The sequence below is a fragment of the Ensifer adhaerens genome (assembly GCF_000697965.2).
Lineage (GTDB): Bacteria > Pseudomonadota > Alphaproteobacteria > Rhizobiales > Rhizobiaceae > Ensifer > Ensifer adhaerens.
Genome location: NZ_CP015880.1, coordinates 4,033,177 through 4,045,939, shown reverse-complemented (window position 1 = coordinate 4,045,939; position 12,763 = coordinate 4,033,177). Strand labels below are relative to the sequence as shown.

Genomic DNA, 12,763 nt, shown 5'->3' with positions numbered 1-12,763 from the left:
CGCGGGCGCTTTTCCCGTTTATGCTCACAAAACATCCGCCTTCCGCGGATGGCATCAGAAAGTGAAAGACATGATCCGCTACGGAACTAACCCGATCGCCTGGAGCAACGACGACGATCATTCGATCGGCGCGCATTTGACGCTCGAGGACTGCCTGTCCGATTGCCAGAAGATCGGCTTCGACGGCATCGAGAAGGGCCACAAGATGCCGTCCGATCCGGAAGCACTGAAGCAGAAGCTCGGCTCCTACGATCTCGTCTTCGTCTCCGGCTGGCACTCGACCAACCTGCTCACCCACGACGTCGAGGCCGAGAAGAAGGCGATCCAGCCGCATCTCGATCTCCTGAAGCACAATGGCTGCAAGGTGGCAATCGTCTGCGAAACCTCGAACGCCATCCATGGCGACGACGGAAAGTCGGTCGCCAACGACAAGCCGGTGCTGCCGGCCGACCAGTGGAAGAAGTTCGGCGCCGACCTCGAAGCGATCGCGCAATATTGTGCCGACCAGGGCATCGACCTCGTCTACCATCACCACATGGGCACGATCGTCCAGACCGGTGAGGAAATCGATCTCCTGATGCAGAACACCGGCCCGGCGACCAAGTTGCTGCTCGACACCGGCCACGCCTGGTTCGGCGGTTCCGATCCGGCCGAGGTCGCGAAGAAATACATGCACCGCGTGCGCCACATCCATTGCAAGAACGTGCGTCCCGCTGTCCGCAAGGTCGTCGAGGGCGAAGGCCTCTCCTTCCTCGAAGGCGTGCGCCGTGGCGTCTTCACGGTTCCCGGCGACAGCGAAGGCGGCGTCGACTTCCTGCCCGTACTGAAGATCGCCGCCGAGCACGATTATTCCGGCTGGCTGGTGATCGAGGCGGAACAGGATTCGGCCGTGCGCAACCCTTTCGAATACCAGTCACTTGGGTTGAAGTCGCTGAAGGCCTTCGCAAAGGAAGCCGGGCTCGACAAGTAAGCCGTCACTTTCGGTCGCCGGACTTCGCGGGGCGTGCCCCTCATCCGCACGGTGAGGGAGGCCCTCATCCGGCTGCCGCCACCTTCTCCCCGCCGGCGGGGTGAAGGGATAGGCCGCGCCCTCCGGTCCCTCGCGACGTAGAGGTGGGGAGCGCGACGCAAACTCCGAAAATCCCCTCTCCCCGTAAGCGGGGAGAGGGCTAGGGTGAGGGGCAGGCCAACCATTCGGCGCGGCTCCAGAAAAAGTATCAGGGAGATCGACATGTCCAAGCTGCTCGTCAAACCGAAGGCCAAATCGGGCCTCATGCAAAACGTGACGCCGGAGAGCGCCGGCTGGACCTATGTCGGCTTCGCGCTGGAACGGCTGAAAGCGGGCGAGACGACCGAGGGCGAGACCGGCGACAAGGAAACCTGCCTGGTGCTCGTGTCCGGCAAGGCGAAGGTCGCCGTCGACGGCGAAAGCCTCGGCGAGCTCGGCGAGCGCATGACCCCCTTCGAGGGCCAGCCCTATGCCGTCTACGTGCCGAAGGGCAGCCGCTGGCAAGCAACGGCCACCTCCGACCTCGACCTTGCCATCTGCTCGGCCCCGGGCGGCGACGGCTTCAAGGCGAAGGTGATCGCACCGGGCACCCATCCGCAGATGACCCGCGGCAAGGGTACCAACACCCGCTACGTCACCAACATCATGCCGGAAGATGACGGCTCGGCGCAGTCGCTGCTCGTCGTCGAGGTGATCACGCCCGGTGGCCATACTTCCTCCTACCCCCCGCACAAGCACGACCAGGACGACCTGCCGGCCGAGAGCTATCTGGAAGAGACCTATTACCACCGGCTGAACCCGCCCCAGGGCTTTGCGATGCAACGCGTCTATACCGACGATCGCTCGCTCGACGAGACCATGGCAGTCGAGGACGGCGACGTGACGCTGGTGCCGAGGGGCTATCATCCGGTCGCTGCCGTGCACGGCTACGACGTCTATTATCTCAACGTCATGGCCGGACCGAAGCGCATCTGGAAGTTCCACAACGCCCGCGAACACGAGTGGCTGTTTACCGGCGTGTAAGCGGCGGCGAACCAAACGGTGGCGCTCCACCGCTCTCCGTCCATGCCGAACGGCGGGGCGAGACGCTGCGATCCTTGAGCCCGATCGCCCAATGAGGCTTCGGGCGGATGAGAGCGGCATAGCCTTTCGCCCGGACCGCCCTAGCTTTCCCGCTTTCAGGGAGGGCTCCATGCATATCGACGGGCAATGCCACTGCGGCTTCGTCACCTACGAGGCGGAGATCGACCCGGCCGATGTCGGGATCTGCCATTGCACCGATTGCCAGCAACTGACGGGATCGGCCTACCGCGTCACCGCGGGCACGGAACGGGAGAACTTTCGGCTGACCGGCGGCGAACCGAAGCTCTATGTGAAGATCGGCGCAAACGGGCGGCAGCGGCTGCAGTTCTTCTGCCCGAACTGCGGCTCGCCGATCTACACGACCGGCACCGACGAGGACGCGCTGGAGGTTGGCATCCGGGTGGGAACGATCAACCAGCGCCGGCAGCTCAGACCGCGGTCACAGATCTGGTGTTCCTCGGCGTTGCCCTGGATCGGCGACGTCAGGAAGCTGCCGGGCCGCGATCGCGACGAGGCGTCTCACGCTTAGCCATCTCGGCCTGAACCATCATGCGGCGACGAGCAGACGATCCTTGAACGGCGCCCATGCTTCGCCGATCACGGCCGATGCCGGCGTCGCCGTCATCTGCGATGGGCGCGCCTGCGGATTGACAGCAAGATAAGTCTTCACCAGATGATAGCCGATCGTGTAGCCGGCCCAGCGCGGCAGAGATCGATCGGTGCCAAAGAACCAGCCTGCGTGATCATAGGTCTCGGTCCAAAGCTCTCGTTCGGCGCGCTCCAACAAGCTTTCCCAATCCGCGGCGTTGAGCGCATGATTCCACACATGGCCGTCGCCGCCGTTGATCTCGGCATCGAAAGCATCGGCCAGCCCCTCGCTGACCAGCGCTTCGCCGAGCTTGGAACCATAGCCGCAGGTCGCGTGGCGAAAGGAATGATGCAGTTCGTGCGTCAGCAATTTGCGCACTTCTCCCGCACTAAGGCTCGCCTCGAAATTCTCGTTGCCGGGATCGACCGTGAAGAAGACCAGCGCCCTGCGGTAGCAGGCGCCCGCAACACCGAGTTCAGGGATCGTCTCGCCCGCACGATACTCGACGAGGACATCGATGGGGGCGGCGCTGTCCGAGGCAGAAACCGCCGCGCCGACACGCTCGGCGGTTTCCCGCACGGCCTCCCGTATTCGTTCGTGCCACGGCGCCAGAGACCCGTCCGCTTCGAGAAAGTGAACACGAAGATCCAGCATTTCGACCATCTCCTATTGTCTCAGCCGCCCGGCACCGCAACGTAAGGATGCGGCCGGTGATTGCAACGCCGGAAAGATGAAAGTTTCTGCGACCCACCGATGTCAGCCGGAGCAGGAGGCGTCATGAGGCGTCATTGCGATGGCCGGATGCGGCGCCGCGGTGTACAAGACAAAGCTGGAGAACGGAGCAGGCGCGCGGGATGGCGAAGGGCAAGATCAGTATGCTGCGCAGTGCCGCCGCGGGCATAGACGCTGTCGAGGCCGAAACGCGCCAGTCCTTCGCCCGCCACACGCACGATCAGTTCGGCATCGGTCTCATCTATCAGGGCGCGCAGAAGTCGCTCAGCGGCCGCGGCATGGTCGAAGCCGGCGCCGGCGACATGATCACCGTCAACCCCGGCGAGGTGCATGACGGAACGCCGATCGGTGATGCCGGCCGCGCCTGGCGCATGCTCTACTTCGATCCCTCGGTCATCGCGACTGCCGCCGAGGATATCAGCCAGGGCCGCGCGCATTCCGGCGAGTTCACTGCCCCCGCCTTCCACGACCGGGAGGTCGCAGATCACTTTCGGGCACTGTTTGCGGCCATCACTGATCCGACGGCCATGGGCGACGCCATCCGGCACGAGGAGCAGCTCCTGCTGCTGCTTGCAGGCGTTCTTGCCACCGGCAGGCGACACCAGCGTGAACGGCCGGCAACAGTCACGGCGGCCAAGACGATGATCGACGACGATCCGACGGCCGCGATCACGCTCGCCGATCTCGCCGCCGAAGCCGGGCTCAGCCGCTTTCAACTGGTGCGCAATTTCGCAAGCGCCGTCGGCCTGACGCCGCATGCCTATATCGTCCAGCGCCGCATCGATCTCGCCCGCCGCCTGATCGGCGGTGGCGTGCCGCTGGCGGAGGCCGCGTTCGCGGCCGGCTTCGCCGACCAGAGCCACATGACCCGCGTCTTCGTCAGCAAATATGGCCTCTCGCCGGGCATCTATGCCGAGGCCAAAAAGTAACGCCCGCAATTCCGTTCAAGACCCGAGCCCTCCCCCGGAGCATTGCTGCACCGGCTGCGCAGCGACAAGCGCGGCGGAGCAACGGAGAACGGACATGTTGGGAAAATTTCAAGGCTATCTCTATCTGTCGCTGGCGATGATCCTCGTCGGTAGTACGGTGATCGCCAGCAAGATCATCGCGACGGGCCTGCCACCGTTCACGGCCACCGCGCTGCGCTTCGCCGTCGCCTTCCCGCTCTTCCTGCTGTTGATGTGGCTCACCAGGACGTCATGGCCGAAACTTAAGGGCCGCGACTGGCTTCTCCTCATCGCCCAAGCCGGCGCTGGCAGCGTCGGCTATACGACGCTTTTGATCGCCGGCCTCAGCCTGACCTCGGCAACCGATGCCGGCGTGGTGATCGGTACGCTGCCGGTGGTTTCCGCCGCCATCGCCATCCTTCTTCTCGGCGAGCGCCCGGACCGCAAAGTGCTTGCGGCGATCGCACTTGCCGCAGCCGGCGTGCTGACCATCGTCTTCAAGCCCGGCGAAGGCGGCACCCATTCGCCGCTCGGCATCGCCCTCATCTTTGGCGCCGTCATATGCGAAGGCCTGTTCATCCTTCTCAACAAGCGCGTGAAGACGGAGATCTCGCCGCTGGCTCTTTCGACGCTGATGGCCGGCCTCGGCTTCGCGGTCGCCATCATCCCTGCGCTCTTCGAGACGCATGCGACGGCCGAGATCGACAGGGGCGCAATCGTTGCGGTTCTCTACTACGCCCTCATCCCGACCGTTGCCGGCTTCCTGCTCTGGTATGCGGGATCGGCCAAAGTAAGCGGCACCGAGGCCTCCGTCTTCACGGCGCTGGCGCCCGTTTCAGCCGTCGCCTTCGCCTTTCTCCTGCTCGACGAGCCGGTCGGCGCCCCTCAATTGCTTGGGATCGGCTGCGTGCTCGCCGCCGTCCTCGGCCTGACCCTACCCCAGATCCTCGCCGGCCGAAGGACGGCACGCGCCTTTCCGGTCGCGGAGGTTTGAACCAGAATGAACGCATCCAATTCGAGGACTTCCATGCACTTCCAGCACGCAGACGACATCTGGCGCGATTTCCCGGAGCTGAGCGCCGGCGCGCTTTTCATCGATGGCATAAATGGCGGCGTCTCGGTCGAGGACCATGTTCGCCAGTTCCAGGCGAGCGCAAATGATCGTCTCGGCGCGGGTTCGGAAAGCGACCTGCCCGAGATCCAGGCGTGGCGCCGGACCTTTGCCAAGATGGGATTGAAGCCGACACAATACCGCTCGGCAGCCGAAGCCTTGCTTCGCCGCTTCCGCAAGGAAGGCGACCTGCCGTCGATCCATCCGCTGATCGATCTTTGCAACGCCGCTTCGCTCGCCTTCGCCATTCCGATCGCCGTCTTCGACCTCTCCCACGTCAGCGGTTTTCTGCACGTCCGCCGGGCGGCCGGCAGCGAACGCTATCTGACGTTCTCAGGAGAAACGGAGAGCCCCGAACCAGGCGAAGTGATCTTCGCCGATGCCGAGGGGCGGGCGCATGCCCGGCGCTGGACCAACCGGCAGAGCGGTCTTTCGGCCACCCGGCCGCAGACGACGCATGCGCTGATCGTGGCGGAAGCGCTGCACAAGACGGCATGCGAGGACACCGAACGCCTGCTCACAGCACTTTCGCAGGCAATCGAACAGACCTGGGGTGCCCGCCCGAGCATCGCCATGCTCGATCGTTCGTCGCCGCGTTTCGATTTTTCGGTTTAGGGATTTCGTTCAGAAAACGGCGTTTGAGCGCCGCGAGACCGGCCGATGCCTGGGCACCGGCCGGACACAGGACAATCAGGCCGCCTTGGCGACGTGATATTCCTTGATCGCGACCATCTTGATCGCCGGATAGCGCTCGGCTTCGTAGCGCAGCGAGAAGCTGTCCTGCGCCAGGAACACCGGGTCGCCATCGAGATCGCGGGCGATGTCGCCACGACGGGCCGTGACGAACTTGTCGAGTTCGGCCGGCTGGTCGGACGAAATCCAGCGGCAGACAGAGAAGCGCGACATTTCGAACGAAACCGGCAGGCCGTATTCGGCACTGAGGCGCTCCTTCAACACGTCGAGCTGCAGCGCACCGACGACGCCGACGATCGCCGGCGAACCGTCTTCCGGCGAGAAGAGCTGCACGACGCCTTCTTCCGCCATCTGCTGCAACGCCTCTTTCAGCTTCTTCGCCTTCATCGCATCCTCGAGCCGCACGCGGCGCAGGATTTCCGGCGAGAAGTTCGGCACGCCCTGGAACACCAGCGGCTCGCCCTCCGTCAGCGTGTCGCCGATACGGAGCGTGCCGTGGTTCGGGATGCCGACGACGTCGCCGGCGTAAGCCGTGTCGGCGAGTTGGCGCTGCGAGGCGAAGAAGAACTGCGGGGCGCTGAGGCCAAGCTGCTTGCCGGTGCGCGACAGGCGCGCCTTCATGCCGCGCTCGAGCTTGCCGGAGCAGACGCGCGCAAAGGCGATGCGGTCGCGATGGTTCGGGTCCATGTTGGCCTGGATCTTGAAGACGAAGGCCGTCATCTTGTCGTCGGTCGCATGCACCGTGCGGATATCCGCTACCTGGTCGCGCGGTGGCGGGGCGATGTCGCCAAGCGCATTGATGAGATCGCGCACACCGAAGTTGCGCAGCGCCGAGCCGAAAAAGACCGGGGTCAGATGGCCTTCGAGGAAGGCCTTCTTGTCGAAGGGCTTGCAGGCCTCGATCGCCAGCATCAGCTCTTCGGTAAAGGCGTCGCGCTCGTTTTCCGGCAGGCGATGGGAGGCCATTTCCGGGCCGTTGACCTTGGTCGGGATTTCCTGCGTGTCCGAACCGCGCACGGTGTTGTCGGCGAGGTTGTAGGACCCGCAGAAAGTCTTCGAGCGGCCGATCGGCCAGGTCACCGGCGCGCAGTCGAGCGCCAGCTTCTCCTCGACCTCATCCAGGATCTCGAAGGGATCGCGGCTTTCGCGGTCCATCTTGTTGACGAAGGTGATGATCGGGATGTCGCGCATGCGGCAGACTTCGAAGAGCTTTAGAGTGCGCGGTTCGATACCCTTGGCGGCGTCGATGACCATGACGGCCGCATCCACCGCCGTCAGCGTGCGATAGGTGTCATCGGCGAAGTCTTCGTGACCGGGCGTATCGAGAATGTTGAAGACGTTGCCGCCATACTCGAAGGTCATCACCGAGGTGACGACCGAGATGCCGCGCTCGCGCTCGATCTTCATCCAGTCCGAACGGGTCTGGATGCGGTCCTTCTTGGCCTTGACCTCACCGGCGAGCTGGATGGCACCGCCGAACAGCAGCAACTTTTCCGTGAGCGTGGTCTTACCGGCGTCCGGGTGGGCGATAATCGCAAATGTGCGGCGGCGGGAGACCGCCTCGGCGAGAGTTTCAGCCATGTCGTAAAATCCTGTGAGTTGCCGCGTCCTTTACAGGCTCGGCCCCGATTATGCAATTGACCGAGGCGCCCGTGGCCCGGCTTATGCGGGCATGAGCACGCACACTTCCCTATCCCGCCCGACCCTCAACCTCGTTCGTCTGCCGCACGGCGAAGGCCTGGAGCTTCCGGCCTACGAGACCGCAGGCGCCGCCGGCATGGATTTGCGCGCGGGCGTCCCCGCCGATCGCCCGCTGATGCTCACCCCCGGCAAGCGCGCCCTCGTTCCGACCGGCTTCATTTTCGAAGTGCCCGCCGGCTACGAGGCGCAGATCCGCCCGCGCTCTGGCCTCGCCTTCAAGCACGGCATCACCTGCCTCAACACGCCCGGTACGATCGACAGCGACTATCGCGGTGAAGTGAAGGTGCTGCTCGTCAATCTCGGCGACGAGGAGTTCATCATCGAGCGCGGCATGCGCATCGCCCAGATGGTGATCGCACCGGTCACGCAGGTCACGGTTCGCGAGGCCGACGGCGCAAGCGAGACGGCACGCGGCGCCGGCGGCTTCGGCTCGACCGGCGTCTGATCGACCGACGGCGACCCCTTCGCACTTTTCCTGGGATTGCTTTTAAACCAAAGGCGGCAGGCGGCGCTTGACCGGTGTCGACTTGACAATCGAGGTGTTGGTCTGCGCCTTCTCGGCGATCCGGTCGAGGATCATGTCGAGCTGCGCCATGTCACGCACGTAGAGCTTGGCGATGAAGCAGTCGTCGCCTGTGACCTTGTCACATTCGACGAATTCCGGCGTCTCCTGGATCAGCCGCTCGACGATGTGCAGCATGCCCGGCATCGGTCGCACGCGGATTACCGCCTGCAGCGGGTAGCCGACCTTGGCGGGGTTGAGGGCGATTGTGAAACCGTCGAGGACGCCGCGCTCTTCCAGCTTGCGGAGCCGATCCGCAGCGCTCGGCGACGAGAGCCCGGCCTCCTGCGCCAGCTCCTTCAGCGACACCCGAGCATTGGCGGCCAGTATGTCGAGGATTCGTCGGTCAATCTCGTCCAGCATCACGACACCATAAGTCACAACAACAAACAGAACTTCGATAATTAGGCAACCTAGCACAATTGCCTTCGTTCATCTATGGGAAAGGCCATGAGCACCGGCTATTCTGCGATCACCAATAGGAGCAGAAATCATGAATACCGAGCTCAAACGCGGCAGCATCGAGATGACGGCAGCGATGCTGATATCCGGCACCATCGGCTGGTTCGTGCTGATGTCGGGGCAGCCGGTGACGAGCGTGGTGTTCTGGCGCTGCGTCTTCGGGACCATAACGCTCGTTGCCATTGCCTGGGCGCTCGGACTTCTCGACCGTCGCCACTTCAGCCGACGGATGCTGCTGCTTTCGGTCATCGGCGGCATCGCGATCGTGGTCAACTGGCTGCTGCTCTTCGCCGCCTATTCCCACGCATCGATCTCGATCGCGACGATGGTCTATAACACCCAGCCCTTCATGCTCTTGGGCCTCGGCGCCGTGTTCCTCGGCGAAAAGATCACCGTCACCAAGATCTTCTGGCTCCTGGTGTCGTTTGCCGGCATGCTCGCGATCATTTCGGCCAAGCCCGGCCAAGGCTTCGCGCCTGAAGATTATCTGATCGGCGTGGCCCTTTCGATCGGTGCTGCCTTCTTCTACGCGATCGCGGCGATTGCGACCAAGCTGCTCAAGGGCACGCCGCCGCATCTGATTGCGCTGATCCAGGTGATCACCGGCACCGTGATGCTGGCACCGATGGCGCTTGCCGCACCCGCCCCGTCAGGTGCAACGCAATGGTCGATCGTCCTGACCCTCGGCGTCATCCACACCGGGCTGATGTATGTGCTGCTCTACGGCGCGATCCAGCGGCTGCCGACGCACATGACCGGGGCGCTTTCCTTCATCTATCCGATTGCCGCCATTGTGGTGGACCGCCTCGCCTTCGGGCACCAGTTGCAGCCGATCCAGATCGCCGGCTCCGTCGCGATCCTCGTTGCCGCCGCCGGAATGACTCTCGGCTGGAAACTTCGCCTTCCCTCTTCTATCAGGAAGCGGGAACGCGAAGGGAGAACTGCATGATCACCTGCTACCTGAAATACATTATCGACCCCTACAAGGCGGCCGAGTTCGAACATTACGCCAAGCTCTGGATCCCGCTCGTCAATCGGCTGGGCGGCACGCATCACGGCTACTTCCTGCCGCATGAAGGGGCGAACAACATCGCCCTGGCGCTCTTCAGCTTTCCGACCCTTGCCGACTATGAAAACTACCGCCGGGAAATGGCCGCGGATCCGGAATGCCAGGACGCCTTCGCCTATGCCGAGAAGACGCGCTGCATCCTCAGCTACGAGCGCAGCTTCATGCGACCGGTTTTCGAGTAAGCCAGCTCCGGGGTTGAGGGCGGCATCGGCAAGCGCGCGTTAGCGCCGCGCTTCCGAGGCCATGCTCAGCGCAAAGCCGAAGAGCGCCGTCCCCATCGCCCAGCGCTGCACCACCATGAACAACGGCCGCCCGGCAAGAAAAGCGGCGATGCCGCTGGCGGCGAGCGCGATCATGGCGTTGACGGTGACGCTGGTCGCGATCTGGATCGAGCCGAAGACCAGCGACTGGCCGAGCACGTTGCCGAGCTCCGGCCGGATGAACTGCGGCAGCAACGAGAGATAGAGCACCGCTACCTTGGGATTGAGCAGGCTGGTCAGGAAGCCCATGACGAACAGCTTCTTCGGCCCATCCTTCGGCAGGTTCTTGACCTGAAAGGGCGAGCGTCCACCGGGCCTGACCGCCTGCCAGGCGAGATAGAGAAGGTAGGCTGCACCGGCGATGCGAAGCGCATCATAGGCGAGTGGCACGGCCAGAAGCAGCGCTGTGATACCGAGTGCCGCCGAGACCATATAGACGACGAAGCCGAGCGCCACGCCGCCGAGCGAAATCAAGCCGGCGCCCGGCCCCTGGCTGATCGAGCGCGAGATCAGGTAGATCATGTTCGGGCCTGGCGTCAGCACCATGCCAAGGGCCAGGAGGGCAAAGCCGATCATATCCTTCAACTCGGGCATGGAGAGGCGCCTTTCGCTCGTTTTCGCCAAGCTCTACGCATTTCGCACCAGCGGACAACGCCAGACTTGTCACCCGGTCAATTTCTTCAGCGGACGCCCGCCGGTCGCAGTTCGGTGATTTGCTTTTTCAGTCGCTTGAGGTAGAAATCGGCATCATCTTCGGAAGGACGTTCCATGACGCTCGCGGCCCTCATCGCCTATAGCGGCGCGCTCTTCATCGCCGCAGCCATTCCAGGCCCCGGCGTGACGGCGCTGGTTGCGCGCGCGCTCGGCTCCGGTTTCCGCGAAACCTTCTTCATGGGCCTCGGCATCGCGCTCGGCGACATGATCTATCTAACCGCGGTCATCCTCGGGCTGGCGCTGATTGCCCAGACCTTCACCACAGCCTTCCTGGTGGTGAAGTTTGCCGGCGTCCTCTACCTCGGCTACATCGCGTGGAAGCTGTGGAGCGCAGGGCTGCTGCCGGAGGACATCAAGGCGAAGCCGTCGACGAGTTCGGCCATGTCCTTTCTGTCCGGCCTGCTGATCACGCTCGGCAATCCGAAGACGATGCTGTTTTACGTGGCGCTCGTGCCGACGCTGATCGACATTCGGGCGATCGGACCCGGCGACTACGGCCTGCTCCTGACCGCCACCTTTCTGGTGCTCTTGAGCGTTCTCGTACCCTATATGCTGCTCGCCTCGCGTGCGCGTCTGCTGCTCAAGCAACCGAAGGCCCTGAAAGCGCTGAACCGGGTTGCGGCCAGCGTGCTTGCCGGCACGGCGGCCTATATCGCGGTTCGCGCCAGCTGAAAAAACTTTTCCCGAACAACGACTTCGCCAGTGGTTTTTCCTTCGGCGGATCGCTGCGCGGTGTTTGTCGTTCTGGAATTGCGCGATCATTGTTCCTATTCTCATAGCTCGACAATTTACGCCCAAGGGAGAAACCCATGTCCGACACACGCAAGCCCGGCCGCGGCCGCGTCTATTCCTCGATCACGGAAACGATCGGCGACACGCCCATCGTGCGGCTGGACAAGCTTGCCAAGGAAAAGGGCGTCAAGGCGAACCTGCTCGCCAAGCTTGAATTCTTCAACCCGATCGCCTCGGTCAAGGACCGTATCGGTGTGGCGATGATCGAGAGCCTGGAAGCGCAGGGCAAGATTACGCCCGGCCGCACGACGCTGGTGGAGCCGACCTCCGGCAATACCGGCATCGCGCTCGCCTTCGTCGCGGCCGCCAAGGGCTACAAGCTGATCCTGACGATGCCGGAGACCATGTCGGTCGAGCGGCGCAAGATGCTGGCGCTGCTCGGCGCCGAGCTGGTGCTGACCGAAGGCGCCAAGGGCATGAAGGGCGCGATCGCCAAGGCGCAGGAACTGGTCGAGACACTGCCGGACGCCATCATCCCACAGCAGTTCGAAAACCCGGCCAACCCGGAAATTCACCGCAAGACGACGGCCGAAGAAATCTGGAACGACACGGACGGCGCTGTCGACATTTTCGTCTCCGGCATCGGCACCGGCGGCACGATTACCGGCGCCGGCCAGGTGCTGAAGGCGCGCAAGCCTTCGATCAAGGTAATCGCCGTCGAGCCGGAGGAATCTCCGGTTCTGTCCGGTGGCAATCCCGGGCCGCACAAGATCCAGGGCATCGGCGCAGGCTTTGCGCCGGCGATCCTCGACACCACGGTCTATGACGAGATCGTCACGGTCAACAGCGCGGAAGCGATCGAGGCCGCCCGCCTTGTCGCCAAGCTCGAAGGCGTGCCGGTCGGCATCTCCGCCGGTGCCGCTCTAACCGCGGCAATCGAGGTCGGCCAGCGCGAGGAAAATGCCGGCAAGACCATCGTCGTCATCATCCCGTCCTTTGCCGAACGCTACCTCTCGACGGTGCTGTTCGATGGCCTGGGCGGCTGATCAGGCTGGGATAACTTCTGATCGGAAAGGGCGCCCACGAGGCGCCCTTTTTT

15 protein-coding genes are annotated in these 12,763 nt (G+C 63.6%); 11 read left to right on the top strand and 4 right to left on the bottom strand.

Features of this window, described 5'->3' with window-relative positions:
* Nucleotides 1-70 precede the first annotated feature (70 nt).
* The 3 genes from iolE to FA04_RS19650 all read left to right on the top strand — a co-directional run bounded on the left by iolE (nucleotide 71) and on the right by FA04_RS19650 (nucleotide 2,621).
* The gene (gene iolE / locus FA04_RS19660) at nucleotides 71-970 is read left to right on the top strand and encodes a myo-inosose-2 dehydratase (RefSeq protein ID WP_034797543.1); all 900 of its coding nucleotides are present in this window, start codon (nucleotides 71-73) and stop codon (nucleotides 968-970) included.
* A 261-nt stretch (nucleotides 971-1,231) separates the two neighbouring features.
* Entirely contained in the window at nucleotides 1,232-2,032 is an 801-nt protein-coding gene (iolB, locus tag FA04_RS19655) for a 5-deoxy-glucuronate isomerase (RefSeq protein WP_034797545.1), read from the top strand.
* Between the two features lie 169 nt (nucleotides 2,033-2,201).
* Nucleotides 2,202-2,621: a GFA family protein gene (locus FA04_RS19650; RefSeq protein ID WP_034797547.1), complete on the top strand. Its 420-nt coding sequence runs from the start codon at nucleotides 2,202-2,204 to the stop codon at nucleotides 2,619-2,621.
* 18 nt (nucleotides 2,622-2,639) lie between these two features.
* Here FA04_RS19650 and FA04_RS19645 read toward each other — a convergent pair whose 3' ends face one another.
* Nucleotides 2,640-3,335 (bottom strand): DUF2268 domain-containing putative Zn-dependent protease, encoded by a 696-nt coding sequence (locus tag FA04_RS19645; RefSeq protein ID WP_159415593.1) that lies wholly within the window; start codon nucleotides 3,333-3,335, stop codon nucleotides 2,640-2,642.
* Nucleotides 3,336-3,535: 200 nt separating this feature from the next.
* Here FA04_RS19645 and FA04_RS19640 point away from each other — a divergent pair, with 200 nt between their 5' ends.
* The 3 genes from FA04_RS19640 (at nucleotide 3,536) to FA04_RS19630 (ending at nucleotide 6,086) form a co-directional block, all read left to right on the top strand.
* The gene (locus FA04_RS19640) at nucleotides 3,536-4,342 is read left to right on the top strand and encodes an AraC family transcriptional regulator (protein ID WP_034797549.1); all 807 of its coding nucleotides are present in this window, start codon (nucleotides 3,536-3,538) and stop codon (nucleotides 4,340-4,342) included.
* Nucleotides 4,343-4,436: 94 nt separating this feature from the next.
* The gene (locus FA04_RS19635) at nucleotides 4,437-5,354 is read left to right on the top strand and encodes a DMT family transporter (protein WP_034797551.1); all 918 of its coding nucleotides are present in this window, start codon (nucleotides 4,437-4,439) and stop codon (nucleotides 5,352-5,354) included.
* Nucleotides 5,355-5,387: 33 nt separating this feature from the next.
* On the top strand, nucleotides 5,388-6,086 hold the full coding sequence (locus FA04_RS19630) for a B3/B4 domain-containing protein (protein ID WP_034797553.1): 699 nt from the start codon (nucleotides 5,388-5,390) through the stop codon (nucleotides 6,084-6,086).
* A 75-nt stretch (nucleotides 6,087-6,161) separates the two neighbouring features.
* On the opposite strand, the gene FA04_RS19625 is transcribed toward FA04_RS19630, so the two are convergent.
* The gene (locus FA04_RS19625) at nucleotides 6,162-7,745 is read right to left on the bottom strand and encodes a peptide chain release factor 3 (RefSeq protein WP_034797554.1); all 1,584 of its coding nucleotides are present in this window, start codon (nucleotides 7,743-7,745) and stop codon (nucleotides 6,162-6,164) included.
* A gap of 91 nt (nucleotides 7,746-7,836) precedes the next feature.
* Here FA04_RS19625 and dut point away from each other — a divergent pair, with 91 nt between their 5' ends.
* On the top strand, nucleotides 7,837-8,310 hold the full coding sequence (gene dut, locus FA04_RS19620; protein WP_034797555.1) for a dUTP diphosphatase: 474 nt from the start codon (nucleotides 7,837-7,839) through the stop codon (nucleotides 8,308-8,310).
* 42 nt (nucleotides 8,311-8,352) lie between these two features.
* Here the strand turns inward: dut and FA04_RS19615 are convergent, their stop codons facing one another.
* Nucleotides 8,353-8,790, bottom strand: a complete 438-nt coding sequence (locus FA04_RS19615) for an Lrp/AsnC family transcriptional regulator (protein WP_034797556.1) — start codon at nucleotides 8,788-8,790, stop codon at nucleotides 8,353-8,355.
* Nucleotides 8,791-8,920: 130 nt separating this feature from the next.
* Here FA04_RS19615 and FA04_RS19610 point away from each other — a divergent pair, with 130 nt between their 5' ends.
* Both FA04_RS19610 and FA04_RS19605 read left to right on the top strand, forming a co-directional pair.
* Complete coding sequence (locus FA04_RS19610; RefSeq protein ID WP_034797558.1) at nucleotides 8,921-9,838, top strand: DMT family transporter; 918 nt, start codon at nucleotides 8,921-8,923, stop codon at nucleotides 9,836-9,838.
* Nucleotides 9,835-10,140, top strand: coding sequence for an NIPSNAP family protein (locus FA04_RS19605; protein ID WP_034797560.1), 306 nt, complete (start codon nucleotides 9,835-9,837; stop codon nucleotides 10,138-10,140). Before FA04_RS19610 ends, FA04_RS19605 begins: the two co-directional genes overlap by 4 nt.
* A 39-nt stretch (nucleotides 10,141-10,179) precedes the next feature.
* Here the strand turns inward: FA04_RS19605 and FA04_RS19600 are convergent, their stop codons facing one another.
* The gene (locus FA04_RS19600) at nucleotides 10,180-10,812 is read right to left on the bottom strand and encodes a LysE family translocator (protein WP_034797562.1); all 633 of its coding nucleotides are present in this window, start codon (nucleotides 10,810-10,812) and stop codon (nucleotides 10,180-10,182) included.
* Nucleotides 10,813-10,986: 174 nt separating this feature from the next.
* On the opposite strand from FA04_RS19600, the gene FA04_RS19595 reads away from it, so the two are divergent.
* On the top strand, nucleotides 10,987-11,604 hold the full coding sequence (locus tag FA04_RS19595; protein WP_034797564.1) for a LysE family translocator: 618 nt from the start codon (nucleotides 10,987-10,989) through the stop codon (nucleotides 11,602-11,604).
* A 137-nt stretch (nucleotides 11,605-11,741) separates the two neighbouring features.
* Complete coding sequence (gene cysK / locus FA04_RS19590) at nucleotides 11,742-12,710, top strand: cysteine synthase A (RefSeq protein WP_034797566.1); 969 nt, start codon at nucleotides 11,742-11,744, stop codon at nucleotides 12,708-12,710.
* Nucleotides 12,711-12,763 lie beyond the last annotated feature (53 nt).